Origin of the sequence: Nonomuraea helvata, from assembly GCF_039535785.1 — a bacterium.
Classification (GTDB): Bacteria; Actinomycetota; Actinomycetes; order Streptosporangiales; family Streptosporangiaceae; genus Nonomuraea; species Nonomuraea helvata.
Window position 1 is genome coordinate 20,512 of the sequence record NZ_BAAAXV010000001.1, and the last position, 20,309, is coordinate 40,820.

Sequence of the window (20,309 nt, forward strand, 5' to 3'; positions counted from 1 at the left end):
TCAGCGTCAACCCAAGGTTGACGACCTGCTTGCGTCAACCTATGGTTGACGCATGGATGCCACCGTACGTCTCGACGACCTCATCAACGCGATCAAGAGCCGTCACCCCGACGGCAACGCCCTGGAGCAGCTCACCGACGCCGTGACGCTGGGCGAGCACCTCGGCGAAGTGGCCGATCACCTCATCGGCCACTTCGTCGACCACGCCCGCCACTCCGGCGCCTCCTGGACCGAGATCGGCCGCAGTATGGGCGTGACCAAGCAGGCCGTTCAGAAACGGTTCGTGCCCAAGGAGGGAGGGCTGGCCGAGCAGATGGCCTCCTACGGCCGCTTCACCCCTCGCGCCCGCAACGTGGTCGTGGCGGCGGAGCAGGAGGCCAGGGAGGCCGGCAGCGAGACCATCGAGCCGGAGCACCTCGTTCTCGGCCTGCTGCACGAGCCGGAGGCGCTGGCGGCCAAGGCCATGGTGCGGCTCGGCGCGCCCCTGGACCAGGTCAAGGAGGTCATGAAGGCGATGCTGCGCCCCGGCGGCCAGACCGCGCCCGACCTGCTGCCGCTCGCCCCGCAGACCAGGAAGGCCCTGGAGCTGACGCTGCGCGAGGCACTGCGGCTCGGCCACAACTACGTCGGCACCGAGCACGTCCTGCTCGGCCTGCTGGCCCTCGGCGAGGGGGCGGCCGTGGCCGCGCTCAACGGGCTCGGCCTGACCACGGAGACCGCGGAGCCGGAGATCAAGCGCATGCTCCACACCGTCCTCGGCCAGCCCGGATGATCGGTGATTAGGGCCCTCAGCGGGCCCTAATACACCGATATATGCGCGTGGTCGTAGTGGTTGGCCGTCGTCCCACCCCGGTCGGACATGGTGCGCCACGTGCCTGTCCTGACGTGCCAGATCCGCTGCCGGTAGATGACGTACATGATCCCGAGCCGCTTGGCGTTCTTGATGACCCAGGCGGCGATCTGGTTGCCGCGCTCGACCTCCCCCGCCGACGGCATCGCGCCGCCCCGGCTCAGCATGAAGTCGCAGGCGCGCCCGAGCGGATGCTCGCCACCGTCCTGGATCGTCCGGTAGCACCCGATCCCGAACGGAACGTCGAACCGTTCCCCGATGAGCTGCTTGACCAGCCGCATCCTGGGCGTGATGTTGTCGGACCCGCCGGGCAGCTGCGGCACCCACGTGCCGTCCGGCCGCCGCACCCCCGGAGCCGTGTACAGCTGATCGATCTTGTCCTTGATCCGGTCGATCTGCTTCTCGGCCTTCTTCTTCCGTTTCTCCAGGTCGTCGACCGTACTGGTGAGCTCCTTGGCGCGGGCGTCGGCCTCGTCCTTGGCCTGCTGGTGAGCGTCCCTGACCTGGGCGTAGCCGCGCAGCCGCGCGTCCTGGAGGTCGACGAGGTGCTGGTTGAGCGCCATGCGACCGAGGAAGGAGGACGGGTCCTGGTTGCCGGCGAGGAGGGCGAGCTGGCCGGTTTCGCCGCCCATGTACTGGCTGACGGCCATGGCTCTGAGCTCGACGGACTCGCGTTCGTAGACGGCCTGGGCGGCGGCCAGCTTCTCGCGCGCGGCTTTTTCCGATTTTTCAGCTTTTTGCTGGGCGATTCTGCTGTTGTAGTACTCGGTGATGAGCTTGTCAGAATCCTTCTGGAGCGCGGACAGCTCCTTCTTGAGCTGCTTCACCGTGGGCTTGGGCTCGGCCTCCGCCGGAGTCCCCGCCATCAGGAGCACCGCCCCGAGTGTCACCGCAGAGAGCGTACGGACTGGGCCGCGTAGCCGGTCGGCACGGGAGGCAACCGCCACACTTCTCCTTACCCCGAGCCGCAGGGCAGGTTCCGGTCAGCATGTATTCAGGCCGGGGGGCGCCCTCTATCCGACTGCTGATAGTAGAGGATCACGCCCCCCGGCACACAACTCATGACTTTTCGTTATCACGTGGTCGCCGGACCCTTCGCACCACGATCTGCCGTCCGACCAGCACCGAGCCCGGCACGACCACCAGCCCCAGCAGGCTCGATCCCAGGCCGAGACCGACGTCGGCGTCCAGCACCCCGTCTCCCTTGCCGCTGAGGAGCGGCACGTTCACCGAGACCTTGACGGAGACGGAGATGAGCGGCTTGTTCCTGACCGGAGGCTGCGTGCCGGGATCCGGAGCGCTCGTGGTGGGCGGCCGGGTCTCCGGTGGCCGGGTCGTCGGCGGCCTGGTGGCCGGCGGCTCGCTGGTGGAAGGCCGCGTCGTCGGGGGCCTGGTGGCCGGGGGCTCGCTCGTGGGCGGACGTGTGGTCGGGCGCGCGGTCGGCCGGTTGGAGGCCGTCGGCTGCCGGGTCGTCGGGCGGCCGGTCGGCTGCCGGGTGGGCGCGGGGGGCTCGGTGCGTGGTCCGCCCCCGGTCGGCCGGACCACGGGCGGGACAGACGGGACCGTGCTCGGCTCACCGACGTACGTGACGGGCGGCGTACCCGTGACGGACTCGCTCGGGGTGGGGCCCAAGGAGGTGGGCGCCGCGGAGGTCGGTGGCGCGGAGGTGGGAGCCGCCGAGGTGGGCGAGGCGGGCGCCAGGGTGCCCGCCGGGGAGGACGTGCCGGGCGGCAGCGCGACGCCCGGCCCCGGCCCGGGGGCATCGGCCCAGATCACGAACGCCGACGTCACCGCGGCCGCGGTCGCCAGCACCAGCCCGCCCGTCACCACGAACTTGCCCGCCGGCGTCAGCGTCGTCTTGAACACGGTGGTGGTGCTCTCCGCGGCGGCCGTCTCCGCCCTCGGCAGCAGCGCGGCCAGCGGCACGGCCAGGGCACCGAGCCCGGCCCGTCCGCGCTGGTCCCATTCCTCCCCGTACGTGGCCAGCGCGACCTCTTCCAGCTCGGTCAGGAACGCCTCCGCCGACCCGGGGCGCCCCGCCGGATCCTTGGCCAGCCCGTGTTCGAGCAGCGGGCGCAGCGGCTCGTCGACGTCCTCCAGCGGGGGCGGCACGTGCTGGTGCTGGTAGGCGAGCGCGGCCACGTTCTCGCCGTGGAAGGCCCGGTGGCCGGTCAGGCACTCGTAGAACACCAGCGTGGCGGCGTACACATCGGTGGCGGGGCCGGCCGGGGCGTCCTCCCACTGCTCGGGGGCCATGTAGGAGGGGGTGCCGACGAGGGAGGCGGTCTCCCCGAAGTGCGCCGCCACGCCGAAGTCGACCAGCTTGCTCTCGCCGTCCTGGGTGATGATGACGTTCTCGGGCTTGAAGTCCCGGTGCACGACCCCGCGCTGATGCGCCTCGGCCAGTCCGAGCAGCGCGCCCTTCAGGACCACGAGCGCCGCCTCCGGGCCCGTCGCGCCCTCGTGCTCCAGGAGCCGCCGCAGCGTGACGCCGTCGACCAGCTCCATCACGATGACGGCGTCGTCCTCGCCCTCGACGTACTCCAGGAGGCGAGCGGTGTGCGGGCTGTCGATCTCGCGGATGACCTCCGCCTCCGCCCGGAACCTCCCCACGAACTCCTCGTCCGCGCGCAGCGGCTCGGACAGGTGCTTGATCGCGACGGATTCTCCGTCGGAGTCCCGTACGGCGAGCATCACCCGCCCTGTCCCGCCGTGTCCGAGTTCCCGGATCTCGGTGTAGCCGGGAACTTCCATCCTGGGACCTCCTGACCGGATAAAGATCCTTATGTCAGGACGCTAACCTGGGGTCACACCCCGTGTCGAGCCCCTCCGCAAGAGTGATCGCCCCACGACCACAATCGGTATGTTTACTACGTTACATAGTAGGTTCCGCGATCATCGTGTGGAACGACCGGATTCCCCTATTTCATCCCCTATCACTACGATTCCCGCGTGTCCCCTGAGCAACACAGCAACACGACAGCCGTCTTCGTGAACCAGAGCGGCCGCCGTCGAAGGCTGATCATGATCGGCTCGATCGCCGCGAGCGTCCTGGCTCTCGCGCTGCTCGCCGTCGTGATCGGCGGAATGTTCTCCAGCACGACACTGTCAGTGAACGGCTGGCCGGGTGACCGCCCGGGAGCGGCGGACCGGACGGCTTCGCCGGATCGCACGCCGACGCCTCGCCAGCGGTCGTCCGAGCAGCCGACCCCCTCAGTGACACGTCCGGTGGCGACACGCTCGCCATCACGCCGTCCGACCCCGAGCGCCACCCGCCCGGTCCGGCCGTCGGCGACATCCGGGCAGACCTCGCCGCGACCGGCGCGGACCACGTCGCGGCCCAGCACGGATCCGGAGTCCAGCTCCGAGCCCACCTCGACCGGCCCCACCGCCGACCCCACGGACGCCGCGACCGAGCCGCCCGGCAAGGACCGGACGCCGCCGGGACTGGATCCGAACCGGACGAAGGGCCCGAAGAAGTGAGCTCGCGCGCCCCCTCTCCAGGGGACAAGCTGGTGTGGCCGTCCGCGCCGGTCCCCGCCTGGCAGGACTACCGCTCTACTCAGCCAGGGGACGGAGCACCGCGGAACCCGCCTGCGCAGCCGCCCGCACCGACCGCGAGGCCCCCGGCCGACCCCAAGGGCCACTGGTTCCCGCTCGCCGTCTGCCTGCTGCTGGCCGCCACCGCGCTGGTGCTCAACGGATACGTGACCAACGTCGTCGGCGAGACGCACGCGCCCCCGCCCGCCGCCGGCTCTCCACCCCCTGAGCTGGAGAAGGTCCGGCGCGGCGGCCCCGTACTCAACATCACGGCGAACGGGCCCGCCAGCGCCCGCCTGCCGAGCAGGACGATCGCGCTGACGTTCGACGACGGTCCCGACCCGGCGTGGACTCCGCAGGTGCTCGACATGCTGAAGAAGTACGGCGCCAAGGCGACCTTCTTCACCGTCGGCTCCAAGGTGGCGAAATACCCCGAGCTGGCGCGGCGCATCGTCGCCGAGGGCCACGAGCTGGGGAACCACACCTACTCACACGCCGACCTCGCGGCGCTGCCGGCCTGGCGGCTCAAGCTCGAGCTGTCGCTGACGCAACGTGCGCTCGCCGGAGCGACAGGGCTGCACACCACGCTGGCCCGCCCGCCGTACTCCTCCACCCCCGCGGCGATCTCCGGGCCGCAGTGGGCGGGGATGAAGGCCCTGGCCGCCGAGGGCTACCTGGTCACGCTGACGGACCTCGACACCAGGGACTGGAGCCGCCCAGGAGCATCGAAGATCGCGGCGTCGTCGATCCCGGACAGGGGCCGGGGCGCCGTCGTGATGATGCACGACTCGGGCGGCGACAGGCGGCAGACCGTCGAGGCCGTCGGGGCCGTCCTGCGGGAACTGACCGGCAAGGGCTACCGCGCCGTCACGGTGACGACGGCGCTCGGCATGCCCTCGGCGCACCAGCGGGCCGGCGGAGTGGAGCGGTTCGCCGGCTCCGCGCTCAACCTCGCCCAGCGTGCCTCGGAGGCGTTCGCCGGCGCGCTGGCATGGGTGCTGCTGGCCGCGGGAGCGCTCACCTTGGGGCGGCTCGGCTTCTTCGCCGTGCTCGCGTGGGTGCACGCGGCCCGCACCAGGGGTGGCAAGCGGCGCAAGGGCCGGGCTCCCGTGTGGTCCGCGCCCCCGCCGGTGACCGTGATCGTGCCCGCCTACAACGAGGCCGCCGGGATCCAGGCCACGGTGCGGTCGCTGGTCGACACCACGTACCAGGGCGAACTCGAGATCCTCGTCGTCGACGACGGCTCGACGGACGACACCGCCGAACTGGCGGAGGCGCTGGGACTCCCCGGGGTACGCGTGATCCGCCGGCCCAACGGCGGCAAGCCGGCCGCGCTCAACACCGGCATCGCCCAGGCCGCCCATGAGCTGGTCGTCATGGTGGACGGCGACACCGTCTTCGAACCCGCCACGATCGGCCACCTGGTCCGCCAGCTGGCCGACCCCGCGGTCGGCGCGGTGAGCGGCAACACCAAGGTCGGCAACCGGCGCGGCATGATCGGCCGGTGGCAGCACGTCGAGTACGTCATCGGCTTCAACCTCGATCGGCGCGCCTTCGAGCTGCTCGACTGCATGGCGACCGTGCCCGGCGCGATCGGCGCGTTCCGGCGTTCGGCGCTCATGGCGCTGGGCGCGGTGAGCGCGGACACGCTGGCGGAGGACACCGACCTCACGATGGCGCTGTGCCGGGCCGGATGGCGCGTGGTCTACGAGGAGAAGGCGCTGGCCTGGACGGAGGCGCCGACCTCGCTCGGCCAGCTGTGGAAGCAGCGCTACCGCTGGTGCTACGGCACCCTGCAGGCGATGTGGAAGCACCGGCGCGCCGTGCTCGAGCCCGGCCCGTTCGGCCGCCGCTGCCTCGGCTACCTGGCCCTCTTCCAGGTGCTGCTGCCCTTGCTGGCTCCCGTCGTCGACCTCATGGCGATCTACAACACGGTCCTGGGCGATCCGCTCCCGGTCGTCGCGGTATGGGCGGGTTTCGTGGTGGTGCAGGCGCTGACCGGCTGGTACGCCCTCCGGCTGGACGGCGAGCGCGCCTCGGCGCTCTGGGTGCTGCCGCTCCAGCAGTTCGTCTACCGCCAGCTCATGTACCTCGTGGTCATCCAGTCACTGGCGACGGCCCTGCTGGGCGTACGGCTGCGCTGGCACACCGTACGCCGGGAAGGGACCTTCAGCGGTCCCGGGGACGCCCCGGCCCACCCGTTCCAGGTCCGCGTCCCCGAGGGGAGCCACTAGAGTCAGGCGGCGGGCCGGGCCGGTCGGCCGGCCAGGTAGCCGCGGACGTTGCGCGCGGCCGTGCGTCCTGCGCGGTTCGCGCCGATCGTGCTGGCGGACGGGCCGTAGCCGACGAGCTGCAGCGCGGGCTCGTTGACGGCCTGGGTGCCGTCCACCTTGATCCCGCCGCCCGGCTCCCGCAGACGCAGGGGCGCGAGGTGGTCCAGGGCCGAGCGGAAGCCGGTGGCCCAGATGATCGTGTCCGCGGCCAGGAACCCGCCCGTCGCCGAGTGCTCGTCCGCGGGCCAGGTGACGCCGTGCGCGGTGACGCGGTCGAACATGGGCAGGCGGTTCAGGACGCCCTTCGCCAGGGCCTCGCGTACGACCGTGCTGTACCCCAGGCCGGTGACCCCCACCACGCTCTGCGGCGGGAGACCGGCGCGGACGCGCTCCTCGACCAGGGCGACGGCCTCGCGCCGGGCGTTCTCGCCGAAGTCGCCGTCCCGGAAGACGGGCAGCCGCCGCGTGACCCAGGCCGTGCCGGCGGCGACGCCGGCGATCTCGGAGAGGACGTGCATCGCCGACGCTCCCCCGCCCACCACGATCACGTGCCGCCCGCTGAACTCCTCCGGCCCGCGGTAGCTCGCGTAGTGGAGCTGGCGCCCCTCGAAACCGGCCGCGCCCGGGTAGTAGGGCCAGTGCGGACGGGTCCAGGTGCCGGTCGCGTTGACCACGGCCCGGGCCGACCACTCCCCCGCGCCCGTGGCGAGCACCAGGCGACCGTCCGGGTCGCGCCGCACGGAGGTGACCTTCACCGGTCGTACGACGTCCAGCGCCAGCTCCTCCTCGTAGGCCGCGTAATACGCGGGGACCACCTCGGCGACAGGGCGGCGGCCGTCCACCTCCAGGTCGCGGGGCACGCCGGGCAGGTCGAAGATCCCGTGCACCTTGTCCATGGTCAGCGAGGGCGAGCGGTGGCGCCACGCCCCTCCCGCCCCGTCGCCCGCGTCCAGCACGACCGGCTCGAACCCGAACCTGCGCAGGAAGTACGCGCTGGACAGCCCCGCCTGCCCAGCGCCGATCACCACTACCTCGGTCTCCTCCACGATCACGTGAAACCGCCGGAAGCCTCGCGGTCTTCCCACCGGCCGTCAGAGCACCCGCCCGGGTCACGCGCCGTACGCGCATGTGCCCGCTGGAGGCGAGCACGTTCGTGCGGGGCCGTCGGGAGGCGGCCGAGCAGACGATCTCCGAGCTCACGGCCGGCGCGGCGTCCGCAGGTCAGCCCGTGAGGGCAGCACGCCGACGGCCGCCAGCGCCTCGTCCGTCTGCGCCCACTCCGGCAGCGGGAAGCCGGCAGCGTCGCCGGGCATGAAGTCGAGGATCTCCCGCCCCTCCCCGTCGGTCCCGTGGGCGCGGGGCGCCCCGGCGAACCCTCGCCCCTCCAGGTGGCCGAGCAGCGCGTGCACGGCCGGGGTCCAGGCCCCGGCGGGCCGCCGTACGGTGTCGCCGGCCCTGACCACGTGGTTGACGCCGCCGCCGGTCAGCACCTCTTCGTCAGCCACAGCCGCCACTCCCCCGATCAATCGCACACCACCACCGGACCCGGACGATGATCGCCCAGTCCGGCGGCCAGTGTGCCATGGGGCGCCGGGACGCGGCACCCGATTAACCGTCCCCCTGATCAGCGGCGGGCGCGGAACGCCACGGCCGTCGTCGAGGTGATCGCCGAGACGAGCACGGTCATCACCAGCACGGTGGCGATCGGGCTCCTGCGGCGGGAGGGCGCGGCCGCGACCTGCCGCCGCAAGGGCTCCCGGGGAGTCACCTTCGGCGTGGGGACAGGGGTCGGCGCGCGTACCGGCGTCGTCCAGGGCACCGGCCGCCGCACCTGATGCGGCACCTGATGCGGCACCTTGCGCGGGCACTGCCCCACCTGGACCCGGCCGGTGCACACCCCGCCCGGGAAGATGGTCACGCCGGGCACCGTGACCTTGGGCGCCGCCCGTCTGCCGGGCGGCATCGAGATCGACACCCCGGGGACCGGCTTCCGCCAGGTCCGCACCCGGGGCACGGACACCGTGGGCCCGACGGTGACGCCTTTGGGGGGCGCGGGCGGGCGTACGGACACGCGTGGCACCGGGTGGGGCCATGGATGAGGCCCTGGCCCCTGGTCGGCCGCCGCGGGACCGGCGACGGCCACGGCGGCCAGGGCCACGGCCAGCAGCAGCGGCGCGCGTCTGACGCCCACGCTCACAGCCCCCCGCCGATGCGCGCGAACTCCTGCAGCGCCCCCTGGAACGCCTGAGGCCCCACGGCCAGCGGTCCAGCGAAGGCGTGGGAGATGTCCCAGCTCAGGTACGTGCCGAAGCCCAGCAGCCCCGCCGTCGCCACCAGCGGCAGCATCGCGAGCCCCTTCGGCCTGGCCCCGGCCAGGAACGGGAAGACGACGACCAGCGCGCCGGTGAGGATGGTCAGGACCAGCAGGCCCTGGGGAGGCGTGGCGGCGGCGTCGGCGGTGCGCTGGGCCCGCGCCGCCGAGAGCGTGCTGAGGTATCCCAGCACGCTGGTCCTGGCCTCCTTCTGCTGGTCGCCGGTGACCGGCAGGTTCGTGACGCGGCCGCGCAGCTCGTCGATCCTGGCGGCGCCGACCGGGTCCATCCGGCCCTCGCCCATGAGCGGCCACTCGTCCCTGACGACGAACGTGACATAGTCGCGCAGCGCCCTGCGCACGTCCTGCGGCGCGGCGTCCGGCAGTCCTGAGGCCGCCCAGTACGCGTCGACCGCCGCCTGGCTCTCGGCGTGGGTGTTGAGGCGGGCGGCGTCGGCCGTGGTCCAGGGCACGATGATCGCGATCGCGAACACCAGCAGGAACATGGCCGACAGCATCGCCCCGGCGTGCGCGGCGGACGGCCCGTTGGGGTCGCGGTCCTCGCCGGCTCTTTTGACCTTCCTGAACACCAGCGCGGTGAGCGCCACGGCGCCCACGGCCGCCAAGATCGAGAGCAGGTACGCCACCATGAAGAATCTCCCGAACCTCGTGGATACGTAACGTCACATTACTATCACACAGTGCAATGTTGGCGTCAGGCGCGGAAGAGCAAAGTCCCGGGCAAGCGGCGGGGACGGTACCCTAGGCAAAACTGCTGTGAGCTGGGCAAACATAAGGAAGGGCCCATGAGCGAGCACGTCCACGTCCGCGTCAACCAGGGTCTGGCGGTCAGCGAGGACGGAAATCTGATCGAGGAGTACCGCTGCGGATGCGGTGCCACCTGGACCCGCGTCCACCGGGCCGACGAGGGCCACCCGGAGCCCTGACCGCCCGGATAGCGGGTCTGCTCCCGTTCGGCGCGCGCTGATGCCGCCGGATGGACGGATTGTCGATCATTGACCGCCGTCCCTCACTATCCGTCCAGCAGGATGATGACATTTCAGGAAATGTGGGCACCATGGCGGGCGTGAATCTCAACGGCCGCAAATTCGTGATGGTGAGCTCCACAGCGAGCGTCGTCGACCAGGACAGCCCTACGGAGTTCCACTATCAGGAGTCCGACGGAGTGGTGTGGGGCAGCTACACCGGCGACACCGTGACTCACGGGCACTTCGTCGGCACACGTGACGGCGACCTGGTGTCGATCTCGTACGTGCACGCGCTGAAGGCCGGTGGGACGGCGGGCGGCCAGAGCAGCAGCCGCATCGAGAAGGCGGACGACGGGCTGCTGCGACTGGTGGAGGAGTTCAGTTTCGACGGGGACGACACGGTCCACGTGAGCGTCTGCCGGGAAGTCGCCTGACCGCGCCGTCGCGCTCAATCATCCTTGCGGAGTGCGGCGCGGCCCTCGGCGGCGCCGACGAAGCGCATCTTGCCGAGCGGCACGCCGCTCTGGGCGCCCTCCTGGACGGGCCGCCGTGACGGGCGGGACCGGTCCCTGTCGCGGTCACGGTCACTGGGCAGCACGTACGGCCGCCTGAGCACCTCGTCCAGGATGAACACCGTCTCGGTCGCCTTGACCGCCGGGATGTTGGCCAGGCGGTCGGTCACCATGGTGTGCACGGCGGCCACGTCGGACACGCGTACCTGGATCATGGCGTCGTGCTGCCCCGTGGTGATCGCGCAGTACTCGACCTCCGGCATCCGGGCCAGTTCGGCCCTGAACTGCTTCCACATCTGCTGGCGTACGGTCACGAAGATCAGCGCGGTGATGCCGAGCCCGGCCCGCACGTGGTCGATCTCCGCGGTGAAGCGCTTTATCGCGCCGTCGGCGCGCAGCGCCTCGAAGCGGGTGTAGGCGTTCGCACGGGAGATGCCGACCCGCTCGGCCAGCGCGGCGACCGAGATCCTGCCGTTCTCGCGCAGGACCTCGAGGATCTTCATGTGGATCTCGTCCAGCTCGAGACCGATGCCGATCCGTCCAGGCTGACCGCCACCGCCAGCACCATTTCTAGAAATATCACTCATCATTACCTCACTGACCTTTATATACGTCTCGCCGACCGCGCGGGACCTGGACGTTCTGCCGCACAATCCTCGACATCCTTCTGACGAACGTCCAAATCTTGGAGGACCTACCATGGCAACCCGCTCGCAGACGGCGGCTGTGCTGCTCGCCGGTGCACTCGCCCTCGCCGCCTGCGGAAGCGGCGGCAGCTCCCAGTCCCCCGCCGCCTCCGGCGGTGGCGGCAAGACCCTCGTCATCGACACGTCCTTCGACCTCAAGACGGCCGACCCGGGCCGCACGTACGAGCCGACGGGCCTGATCGTCGGCAAGGCGGTCTACGAGACGCTGCTGACGTTCGACGGGGCCGACGTGACCAAGCCGGTGCCCGCGCTCGCGGAGTCGTACGAGCTGAGCAAGGACGGCAAGACGCTGACGCTCAAGCTGAAGAAGGGCGCCACGTTCTCGGACGGGTCGCCGGTGACGGCCGACGACGTGGTGTTCTCGCTGACGCGCGTGCGTGACATGAAGGGCACGCCGTCGTTCCTGCTGGACGGCGTCGAGGTGGCCAAGACCGACGACTCGACGATCACGCTGACGTCGAAGACGGCCAACCCGGCGCTGCCGTACATCCTGCCCAACCCGGCACTCGGCATCATCAACAGCAAGCTCGCCAAGCAGCACGGCGCCACCGAGGACGCCCAGGACAAGGCCGAGCAGTACCTGAACTCGGCCTCCGCCGGCTCGGGGCCGTACGAGATCGAGTCGTTCAACGTGAGCAGCCAGGTCACGCTCAAGGCGAACCCGAAGTACTACGGCACCAAGCCCGCCTACGACAAGGTCGTCATCCGCAACGTCGAGGCGGCCACGCAGAAGCTGAACGTGCAGCGCGGCGACAGCCAGGTGGCGCTGAACCTGTCGGGCGACCAGGTCACCGGCATGCCCGCGACCCTCCAGGTCAAGAAGACCGCCTCGGCGAACGTCATCTTCCTGCTGGCCAACCAGGACTCCGGCGTCAGCAAGACCACGCCGAACGCCAAGTTCGTCGAGGCGGTGCGCAAGGGCGTGGACTACGCGGGCCTGCTGGAGCTGGCCGGCGAGGGCGCGACCCAGGCGCCGGGCGTCATCCCGTCGCAGCTGCTCGGCGCGCTGCCCGCCGCCGCGGCCACCAAGCGCGACGTGGCGGGCGCCAAGGCGGCGTTGGCCGCCAGCGGTCTGACGAACCCGACCGTCAAGCTGGAGTACCCGAGCGAGCTGACCGTGAACGGCCTGTCGTTCCAGCCGCTGGCCGAGCGCGTCCAGGCCAACCTCAAGGAGGTCGGCATCACGGTGGACCTGCAGCCCGCGCCGGTCACCACGGCGCTGGACAACTACCGCAACGGCAAGGAGGAGCTGGGCCTGTGGTACTGGGGCCCGGACTACCCCGACCCGAGCGACTACCTGGCGTTCCTGCCCGGCAAGACGGTGGGCCTGCGGGCCGGCTGGAAGGCGGGGGCGGCCAAGGAGATCGAGGCCGCCGGTGCCAAGGCCGCCGTCGCGATCGGCGACGACGCCCGCAAGGCCGCCTACGAGGACGTGCAGACCAAGCTCAACGCCTCGGGGCCGTTCATCCCGCTGATCCAGCCGAGCCAGAACATCGTGACGGCCGCGTCGGTGACCGGGCTCGAGTACCACCCGGTGTGGACGGTGGACGTCGCCGACCTCGGCGTGAAGTAAGGGGTCTCCTAGGTGTCCGACAATCCGGGCGCGCCTGACTCACCGCCCGGTCCCGGTGCTGCTCGCCGGGACCGGGCGGCACGGGTCCATCCGCTCGCCCGTTTCCTGATCCGGCGCATCCTCCTCGCCGTCCTGATGGCCTGGGGCATCACGCTCGTCACGTTCATCCTGACGAACCTCGTCCCCGGCGACCCCGTGGCGGCCAACCTCGGCCAGCGGGCCCTCGGCGACCCGGCGATCGTGGCGCAGTGGCGGGCCGAGCACGGGCTGGACAAGCCGCTCTGGCAGCAGTACGTGATCCACCTCCAGGGGCTGTTCCACGGCGACCTCGGCGTGAGCCAGCAGAGCCACCGCCCGGTCAGCCAGGACCTGGCCGAGTTCGTCCCGGCCACGCTGGAGCTGGCCGGGGCGGCGATCCTGGTGTCGCTGCTGCTCGGCGTGGCGTTCGGCGTGATCGCCGCGCTGCGCAGGGACCGGGCCGCCGACCACGTGCTGCGCCTGCTGAGCCTCATCGGCATCTCCGTGCCGACGTTCTGGCTGGCGCTGGTGGCGTTCTACGTGTTCTTCTACCGCCTGCAGCTCACCCCGGGCAGCGGCCGGGTGGACGCGGCGCTCGGCGGCGCGGCCCCCGCCGTGACCGGGCTGCAGACGGTGGACGCGCTGCTGGCGGGCCGGTGGGACGTCTTCACCTCCGCCGTCGGCCACCTCGCCACGCCCGCGCTGGTCCTGGCGCTCTACACGATCGGGCTGCTCACGCGCTTCACGCGCTCGGCGGTGCTGGAGGTGCTGGGGCAGGACTACGTGCGCGCCGCCAGGGCCAAGGGGTTGCCGGGCCGGACGATCCTGTTCAGGTACGTGCTGCGCTCGGCCCTCGTGCCCGTCATCACCGTGGCGGGCCTGGCGTTCGGCAGCCTGCTGTCCGGCACCGTGCTGGTCGAGGCGATCTTCGCCTGGCCCGGTATCGGCCAGTACGCGTACAAGAGCGCCACCACCCTCGACCTGCCCGCCGTCATGGGCGTCGGCCTGGTCGTCGGCATCGTCTACCTGGTCATCAACCTGATCGTGGACGTCCTGTACGGCGTCATCGATCCCCGAGTGAGGCTTCAATGATCTTGAAGCGACTGCCCGAGGCATGGCGGCAGCCCCTGGCCGTGGCCGGCGGCGTGCTGGCGGTGGCCTGGCTGGTCGTCGCCCTGGCCGCGCCCGTGCTGGCGCCGCACGACCCCCTGGCCCAGGACCTGCCGCGGCTGGCGGCGCCCGGTCCCGGGCACTGGTTCGGCACCGACCAGCTCGGCCGCGACATCCTCAGCCGCGTCATGTACGGGGCGCGGGTGTCGATCCCGCTGACGCTGCTGCTGGTCGCGCTCTCGGTGCTGATCGGCGGGCTGCTCGGCGCGTGCGCCGGGTACTTCGGCAAATGGGTCGACGAGACGATCATGCGGGTGGCGGACCTGGTGTTCGCGTTCCCGACCGTGATCCTCGCCATGGTGGTGGCGGCGGCGCTCGGCGCGAGCCTCACCAACGCCGTGCTGGCCGTGCTGGTGGTGGCCTGGCCGGCGTACGCGCGGGTCACGCGCGGGCTCGTGCTGGGGGTGCGGGAGCGGGAGTTCGTGCTGAGCGGCCGGCTGCTGGGCTTCTCGGTGTGGCGCTCGCTGCGGGTGGACGTGCTGCCGAACGTGACCGGCCCCGTCCTCGTCCTGGCCACCCTCGACATCGGCACCGCCCTGCTCCTGCTGTCGGGCCTGTCCTTCCTGGGCCTCGGGGCCAAGCCGCCGTCTCCCGAGTGGGGGGCGATGGTGGCCTCGGGCGTGGAGGTGTTCGACAGCTGGTGGGTGGCGACGTTCCCCGGCCTGGCGATCCTGACCGTGGTGCTGGCGTTCAACTTCCTGGGCGACACGCTGCGCGACGCGCTCGACCCCCGTACCGCCCGCGCGATCAAGGAGCGTGCGCTGTGAGCACCCTGGACATCACCGGGCTGAAGGTGACCATCGGCGGCAAGGAGATCCTGCGCGGCGTCGACCTCACGCTCGAGCCGGGCCGCGTGCACGGCCTGGCCGGGGAGAGCGGGTCGGGCAAGACCATGACGGGGCTGGCCGTGCTGGGCCTGCTGCCGCACGGCGCCCGGGTGTCGGGTTCGGTACGGCTCGGCGAGCGCGAGCTGCTCACGCTGCCGCCCAAGGAGCTGAACCGGGTGCGCGGCGGCGAGGTCGCCATGGTCTTCCAGGACCCCGCGACGAGCCTGCATCCGATGCTGACGGTCGGCAGGCAGCTCACCGAGCACATGCGGCACCACTTGAAGCTGGGCAAGGCCGAGGCGCGGGCCCGGGCGGTGGAGCTGCTGGGCAAGGTGCGGATCCCCGGCGCCGAGGAGGCGTACGGACGGTATCCGCACCAGTTCTCCGGCGGGATGCGGCAGCGCATCGCCATTGCCATCGCGCTGGCCTGCTCCCCCAAGGTGCTGATCGCCGACGAGCCGACCACCGCGCTGGACGTCACCGTGCAGGCGGGCGTGCTGCGGCTGCTGCGCGGGCTCTGCGACGAGCTGGGGCTGGCCGTGCTGCTGGTCACGCACGACCTGGGGGTGATGTCGGCGGTGGCGGACGAGGTGAGCGTGATGAAGGACGGGCTGGTCGTGGAGTCGGGCCCGCGCGGGCGCGTGCTGCGCGAACCCGAGCACGCCTACACCCGCTCCCTGCTGGACTCCCTTCCCGACGCGGAGGCACGATGACCCTCCTGACCATCGACCAGCTGGTCGTCGAGCACCGCACCCCCGGCCGCCCCGCCGTGCGGGCCGTGGCCGGGGCCAGCCTCGCGGTCAACCCCGGCGAGGTCGTCGGCCTGGTCGGCGAGTCCGGATGCGGCAAGTCGACCCTGGCCCGCGCCGTCTGCGGGCTGAACCCGATCACGGGCGGCTCCATCGCGTTCGACGGGGAGCCGGTCACGCCGCTCGGCCTGCGGCGCAGGAAGCTGACCGGGATCCAGATGGTGTTCCAGGATCCGTACGCGTCGCTGAACCCCCGGCGGCGGGTCGGCGACCAGATCGCCGACGGGCTGCGCACCTCGAACGACACCGCCACGTCACCCGCCGACCTGTTGGAACGCGTCGGCCTGCCGCGGGACTTCGCCGGGCGGCATCCGCACGAGTTCTCGGGCGGGCAGCGGCAGCGCATCGCCATCGCCCGCGCCCTGGCCGCGCGGCCGCGGCTGCTGATCGGGGACGAGCCCATCTCGGCGCTGGACGCCTCGGCGCAGTCGCAGGTGGCCAGGCTGATGCGGGACCTGGCCGTGGACTCGGGCGCGGGGCTGCTGTTCATCAGCCACGACCTGTCCGTGGTGCGGCTGATCGCCGACCGGATCGCCGTCATGTATCTCGGCAAGATCGTCGAGGTGGGCGACACGGCCGAGGTGTGGGCCGACCCCAAGCACCCGTACACGAAGGCGCTCCTGCAGGCCATCCCCAAGCCGGACGGCATGGGCGTGCTGCCCGCGGAGCTGCCCGGCGACGTGCCGGATCCGGCGAATCCGCCGGGAGGGTGCAGGTTCAGCCCCCGCTGCCCGCTCGTGATGGACGTGTGCCGCGAGAAGGAGCCGGAGTTCGGGCCGGTCGCCTGCTGGCTGCACGAGCCGAAGTGACGGCCGCGCCGCACGACGCGCCCGCGCCCCAGTCAGACCGCCGGCAGGCGACGGCGCGGCTCGCGGCGGTACGGGCGGCCATGGACGAGGCCGGGGTGGACGCGCTGGTGCTGCGCTCCTCGCCGGACTTCCGGTTCCTCGGAGGCGGCGAGGGCGCGTTCCTCGTGGTGACGCGGCACGTCGTCGCCGAGACCGCCGACCCGGCCGGGATGCTGCCCGAGGGGGCGCGGCGGGTGGGGGTGGATCCGGAGATGCGGGTGCGTGAGCTGTTCGGGCTGGCGATCGAGGCCGAGCTCGTGCCCGCGTCCTCCGTGCTGTGGCCGCTGCGGCTGCGCAAGGAGCCGTACGAGGTCGAGGCCGTCCGGCGCGCGGTGGCTGCGGCCGAAGAGGTGCTGGCGCAGGCGCGGGAGCTGGCCTGGTTCGGGGCGACCGAACGGGCGATGGCCCACCGGCTGCGGGTGCTGGCGGCCGAGTCGGGGTGCGAGGAGCTGCTGTCGCTCCGGGTGGCGGCGGGCGAGCACTCGGCGCTCCCCGCGCACGTGCCCGGGGAGCGCGTGATCAACCCCGGGGACGCGCTGACGGTGTCGGTGTGCGGGCGGTGGGGCGGCTACTGCGCCGAGGTGGCCAGGGTGTTCGCGGTGGCGGAACCGCCGGAGGACTTCGAGGCCATGTACTCGGTGGTGCTGGCCGCGCATCGGGCCGGGCTGGCCGCCGTACGGTCCGGCGGTCCCGTCGGAGAGGTGGCCAGGGCCGTCGGCGAGGTGATCGACGGGAGCGGGTACGGGCGCTTCGCGGCGGCGCACGTCGGCCGGGGCGTCGGGCTGGGGCACGACGAGGGGCCGTGGCCGGGCGAGGACGCCGTCTTCGCGGCGGGGATGACGTTCTGCCTGGAACCGGGCATCTACCTGCCCGACCTGTTCGGGGCCCGGGTGGCGGACGTGGTGGTCTGCACGTCCGAAGGCCCGCTCCCGCTGGGCGCGTACCCGCACACGCTGCAGGTGCTGGAGCGCTAGAGGGATCCGGCGAGCCTGCGGGCCTCGTCCGCCCAGCCCGCCAGGAACATCAGCGCCTTGCCGCGCTCCCTGTAGCGCCGGGCCGCGTCCACGGGCCTGGCGCCGCCGTAGCCGACCTGCGTCGTCGCCACGCCGGCCAGCATCATGGGGGTCAGGAAGTCGTACTTGACCGCCGAGGCGCACACCGCCAGGCGTACCAGCCGCTCGTCTCCCCGCCATCCCGCCTCGCGCAGGCCGCGCACGTAAGCCCCGTAGACGGCGGCCTCCAGATCGGGCAGCAGGTCGGCGGGCAGGAACAGGTCGAACACGCTGTCCGGGATGTGATTGCCGACGTCCTCGCCCAGCGCGCCGTCGCCCGCGAACGCCCAGTCCACCAGCACGCTCTCGCCGCCCCGGTCGATCACGTTGCTCGGCCACACGTCGAGGTGGCAGAGCGCCCTCGGCAGCGACTCCAGCACGGCCAGGAACTCCTCGCGGTCCCGGTGCAGCCGCACCAGCTCGCCGCGCAGCCCCGGCGGGAAGTTCTCGCTGATCAGAGGGTGCCGCCAGGCTTCGTCGTCCTCCAGCAGCTCGTACGGCACCGGCTTCGACCCCGCGTAGTCGCGCAGGAACGACCGGCTCAGCCACGGCCGCTCCACCTCGCCCGCCGCCCCCTGGGCCAGGCCGAGCTGACGGCCGAAGAGCGCGTGGCGTCCGACGTCCCAGGCGGTGCCCGGCCGGCCCGCCACGTCCTCGGTCCACAACGCCAGGTCGCCGTCATCCCGTTCGACCAGCTCCAGCAGCTTCGGCGCGGTCACCCCCGAGCCCGCCCAGAGCTCCGGCAGGCCGTCGGCGTAGACGTCGGCCTCCCTCCGCCAGTAGTTCCAGTGGCGCGGATCGTCGGAGTGCTCCCAGCCCGCGCCGCCCGCCTTGCGCCGGGTCAGCACCTTGAGCACGGCAGACCTCGACCCCCTGCGCACCCGCCAGATGCCGCCCGTGACCGCGTTCTTGGGGTTGTGCGTGAGCGGCTCGACGATCGCGTCGGCGCCCCCGAGCACCCGCACCATCTCATCTTCCACTTGCGTAACTGTAAACCTTTAACAGTGTGTTATGACTCACAGCAAAGGGTAGTCAACAGAACATGCTGCGCATCGGCACGTGGTGGTCCGCCAGGTCGATCGACGTCGTGGCCTGCGGGTGGCACGACGGCGGCCCCGGACCTGTCGAAACGGGCATCAAGCTCATCTACGGCGTGGGCGGCCCGGTGCCGGAGTTCCCCGGGCTGCGCGTCGGCACCAGGGCCGCGACGTGCGCGAAGGAGATCGCCGCGGCCCTGGCCCAGGGTGCCGACGTGGTGGGCACCGCGCCGGGCTGCTGCCCCGCGGCGCCGGTGGTGGCGGCGGGCATGTGGCACTACGGCTGGACCAGGAACGACCTGGGCGCGCTGGCCGGCGCGACCGTCGCGGGGCTGGTGCTGGTCGCGCAGCCGGGGCCGTGCGCGGTGGAGATCTCCCGCGACGGGCACGGCTCGCTCGACGGCGACGTGACGGCCGCGCGTGCGTGCCTGGCCGCCCGCTTCTCCGGCGGCCGCTACCGCACCCCCGAGGTCACGGTCCCGCTGGAGTCGGTGCGCCTCAGCCAGGAGGCGCCCAGCAGGATCCTCATCAGGGCCCGCCGGCCGCAGACGTCGTAGGGTTGGCCAAGGCAGTACCACTACGTCGTGGAGAGAGCGTGAAGATCACCGGAGTAGAGCTGCGGCGCATCGCGATGCCGCTGGTGGCGCCGTTCCGCACGTCGTTCGGCACCGAGACGGCCCGTGACGTCCTGCTGGTCAGGGTGGTGACGCCGGACGCCGAGGGGTGGGGCGAGTGCGTGGCGATGGGCGAGCCGCTCTACTCCTCCGAGTACACCGACGGCGCGGCCGAGGTGATCCGCCGCTTCCTGCTGCCCGCGCTGCCGAAGACCCTGGACGTGCACGACGTCGGCCGCGCCCTGGAGCCGATCAAGGGCCACCGCATGGCCAAGGCGGCTCTGGAGACGGCCGTGCTGGACGCGCAGCTCAGGGCGGCCGGCGAGTCGTTCGGCCGGTTCCTCGGCGCGGCCCGCACCCGCGTGCCGTGCGGGGTCTCGGTCGGCATCATGAGCTCGATCCCCCAGCTGCTGGACGCCGTGGCGGGCTATATCGACGAGGGGTACGTCCGCATCAAGCTCAAGATCGAGCCCGGCTGGGACATCGAGCCGGTCCGGGCCGTGCGCGAGCGCTTCGGCGACGACCTGCTCCTCCAGGTCGACGCGAACGCCGCCTACTCCCTGGCCGACGCCCGGCGCCTGGCCCGGCTCGACGCGTTCGACCTGCTGCTGATCGAGCAGCCCCTCGCCAACGACGACCTCGTGCAGCACGCCAAGCTGGCCCGGCAGCTCAGCACGCCGATCTGTCTGGACGAGTCCATCGAGTCGGCCGAGCACGCCGCCGCCGCCATCGCGCTCGGCTCGTGCTCGATCGTCAACATCAAGCCCGGCCGCATCGGCGGCTACCTCGAGGCCCGGCGCATCCACGATCTGTGCCGGGCCAACGGGGTCGCGGTGTGGTGCGGCGGCATGCTGGAGACCGGCCTCGGCCGGGCCGCGAACGTCGCACTGGCCGCGCTGCCCGGCTTCACCCTGCCCGGCGACACCTCGGCGTCGCGGCGCTACTACGCGACCGACATCACCGAGCCGTTCGAGCTGGCCGACGGCCACCTGGACGTGCCCACGGGGCCGGGCCTCGGCGTGGAGCCGATCGCCGACGTGCTCGACGAGGTGACCACCGGCACGGAGTGGATCACTCTCTGAGGGCCGCGCCTCTGTGCTACGCTCCCTTTCGATCTCTCACCGTGGGCCATAAGCCTCGCCAATCAAGCTTGTCCGTGTCCGATGACATGGAAAAGGT

The 20,309-nt window shown here is 71.9% G+C and carries 21 protein-coding genes; 13 read left to right on the forward strand and 8 right to left on the reverse strand.

The window, feature by feature from the left end:
• Positions 1-52: 52 nt before the first annotated feature.
• Positions 53-772: a Clp protease N-terminal domain-containing protein gene (locus ABD830_RS00090; RefSeq protein ID WP_344984107.1), complete on the forward strand. Its 720-nt coding sequence runs from the start codon at positions 53-55 to the stop codon at positions 770-772.
• A 26-nt stretch (positions 773-798) separates the two neighbouring features.
• On the opposite strand, the gene ABD830_RS00095 is transcribed toward ABD830_RS00090, so the two are convergent.
• Entirely contained in the window at positions 799-1,740 is a 942-nt protein-coding gene (locus ABD830_RS00095) for a coiled-coil domain-containing protein (protein WP_344984108.1), read from the reverse strand.
• 169 nt (positions 1,741-1,909) lie between these two features.
• On the reverse strand, positions 1,910-3,604 hold the full coding sequence (locus tag ABD830_RS00100) for a serine/threonine-protein kinase (protein ID WP_344984109.1): 1,695 nt from the start codon (positions 3,602-3,604) through the stop codon (positions 1,910-1,912).
• A 198-nt stretch (positions 3,605-3,802) separates the two neighbouring features.
• Between ABD830_RS00100 and ABD830_RS00105 the strand changes: the two genes are divergently transcribed.
• Together ABD830_RS00105 and ABD830_RS00110 are read left to right on the forward strand one after the other, a co-directional pair.
• A complete protein-coding gene (locus ABD830_RS00105; RefSeq protein WP_344984110.1) occupies positions 3,803-4,333 on the forward strand; it encodes a hypothetical protein in 531 nt (176 codons plus the stop codon).
• Positions 4,330-6,624: a bifunctional polysaccharide deacetylase/glycosyltransferase family 2 protein gene (locus tag ABD830_RS00110; RefSeq protein WP_344984111.1), complete on the forward strand. Its 2,295-nt coding sequence runs from the start codon at positions 4,330-4,332 to the stop codon at positions 6,622-6,624. Before ABD830_RS00105 ends, ABD830_RS00110 begins: the two co-directional genes overlap by 4 nt.
• Before the next feature lie 2 nt (positions 6,625-6,626).
• Here the strand turns inward: ABD830_RS00110 and ABD830_RS00115 are convergent, their stop codons facing one another.
• The 4 genes from ABD830_RS00115 to ABD830_RS00130 form a co-directional block, all read right to left on the reverse strand.
• Positions 6,627-7,748, reverse strand: a complete 1,122-nt coding sequence (locus tag ABD830_RS00115; RefSeq protein ID WP_344984112.1) for an FAD-dependent oxidoreductase — start codon at positions 7,746-7,748, stop codon at positions 6,627-6,629.
• A gap of 111 nt (positions 7,749-7,859) precedes the next feature.
• Positions 7,860-8,168, reverse strand: a complete 309-nt coding sequence (locus ABD830_RS00120) for a hypothetical protein (RefSeq protein ID WP_344984113.1) — start codon at positions 8,166-8,168, stop codon at positions 7,860-7,862.
• A gap of 119 nt (positions 8,169-8,287) precedes the next feature.
• The gene (locus ABD830_RS00125; RefSeq protein ID WP_344984114.1) at positions 8,288-8,854 is read right to left on the reverse strand and encodes a hypothetical protein; all 567 of its coding nucleotides are present in this window, start codon (positions 8,852-8,854) and stop codon (positions 8,288-8,290) included.
• Between the two features lie 2 nt (positions 8,855-8,856).
• Positions 8,857-9,624: a bestrophin-like domain gene (locus tag ABD830_RS00130; RefSeq protein WP_344984115.1), complete on the reverse strand. Its 768-nt coding sequence runs from the start codon at positions 9,622-9,624 to the stop codon at positions 8,857-8,859.
• Positions 9,625-9,780: 156 nt separating this feature from the next.
• Between ABD830_RS00130 and ABD830_RS00135 the strand changes: the two genes are divergently transcribed.
• Positions 9,781-9,921: a hypothetical protein gene (locus tag ABD830_RS00135; protein ID WP_344984116.1), complete on the forward strand. Its 141-nt coding sequence runs from the start codon at positions 9,781-9,783 to the stop codon at positions 9,919-9,921.
• A 140-nt stretch (positions 9,922-10,061) separates the two neighbouring features.
• Positions 10,062-10,397: an avidin-fold protein gene (locus tag ABD830_RS00140; protein WP_344984117.1), complete on the forward strand. Its 336-nt coding sequence runs from the start codon at positions 10,062-10,064 to the stop codon at positions 10,395-10,397.
• 14 nt (positions 10,398-10,411) lie between these two features.
• On the opposite strand, the gene ABD830_RS00145 is transcribed toward ABD830_RS00140, so the two are convergent.
• Positions 10,412-11,065 (reverse strand): Lrp/AsnC family transcriptional regulator, encoded by a 654-nt coding sequence (locus ABD830_RS00145; protein ID WP_344984118.1) that lies wholly within the window; start codon positions 11,063-11,065, stop codon positions 10,412-10,414.
• A 109-nt stretch (positions 11,066-11,174) separates the two neighbouring features.
• On the opposite strand from ABD830_RS00145, the gene ABD830_RS00150 reads away from it, so the two are divergent.
• The 6 genes from ABD830_RS00150 to ABD830_RS00175 are packed head-to-tail and all read left to right on the forward strand — an operon-like array spanning position 11,175 to position 17,401.
• Complete coding sequence (locus ABD830_RS00150) at positions 11,175-12,755, forward strand: ABC transporter substrate-binding protein (RefSeq protein ID WP_344984119.1); 1,581 nt, start codon at positions 11,175-11,177, stop codon at positions 12,753-12,755.
• Between the two features lie 12 nt (positions 12,756-12,767).
• Positions 12,768-13,865, forward strand: coding sequence for an ABC transporter permease (locus ABD830_RS00155; protein WP_344984120.1), 1,098 nt, complete (start codon positions 12,768-12,770; stop codon positions 13,863-13,865).
• Positions 13,862-14,710, forward strand: coding sequence for an ABC transporter permease (locus ABD830_RS00160; protein ID WP_344984121.1), 849 nt, complete (start codon positions 13,862-13,864; stop codon positions 14,708-14,710). The genes ABD830_RS00155 and ABD830_RS00160 overlap by 4 nt, the downstream gene beginning before the upstream one ends.
• A complete protein-coding gene (locus tag ABD830_RS00165; RefSeq protein WP_344984122.1) occupies positions 14,707-15,483 on the forward strand; it encodes an ABC transporter ATP-binding protein in 777 nt (258 codons plus the stop codon). Before ABD830_RS00160 ends, ABD830_RS00165 begins: the two co-directional genes overlap by 4 nt.
• Positions 15,480-16,388 (forward strand): ABC transporter ATP-binding protein, encoded by a 909-nt coding sequence (locus ABD830_RS00170; RefSeq protein ID WP_344984123.1) that lies wholly within the window; start codon positions 15,480-15,482, stop codon positions 16,386-16,388. Before ABD830_RS00165 ends, ABD830_RS00170 begins: the two co-directional genes overlap by 4 nt.
• Positions 16,385-17,401, forward strand: a complete 1,017-nt coding sequence (locus ABD830_RS00175; RefSeq protein WP_344984124.1) for a M24 family metallopeptidase — start codon at positions 16,385-16,387, stop codon at positions 17,399-17,401. The genes ABD830_RS00170 and ABD830_RS00175 overlap by 4 nt, the downstream gene beginning before the upstream one ends.
• Here the strand turns inward: ABD830_RS00175 and ABD830_RS00180 are convergent.
• Positions 17,398-18,459 carry a hypothetical protein gene (locus ABD830_RS00180; protein ID WP_344984125.1) on the reverse strand — a complete coding sequence of 354 codons (1,062 nt, stop codon included), beginning with the start codon at positions 18,457-18,459 and terminating at the stop codon, positions 17,398-17,400. The genes ABD830_RS00175 and ABD830_RS00180 overlap by 4 nt on opposite strands.
• 62 nt (positions 18,460-18,521) lie before the next feature.
• Here ABD830_RS00180 and ABD830_RS00185 point away from each other — a divergent pair, with 62 nt between their 5' ends.
• Together ABD830_RS00185 and menC are read left to right on the forward strand one after the other, a co-directional pair.
• Positions 18,522-19,073 carry an acyclic terpene utilization AtuA family protein gene (locus ABD830_RS00185; protein WP_344984126.1) on the forward strand — a complete coding sequence of 184 codons (552 nt, stop codon included), beginning with the start codon at positions 18,522-18,524 and terminating at the stop codon, positions 19,071-19,073.
• A 38-nt stretch (positions 19,074-19,111) separates the two neighbouring features.
• Positions 19,112-20,212 carry an o-succinylbenzoate synthase gene (menC, locus tag ABD830_RS00190; protein WP_344984127.1) on the forward strand — a complete coding sequence of 367 codons (1,101 nt, stop codon included), beginning with the start codon at positions 19,112-19,114 and terminating at the stop codon, positions 20,210-20,212.
• The last annotated feature ends 97 nt before the right edge of the window (positions 20,213-20,309 follow it).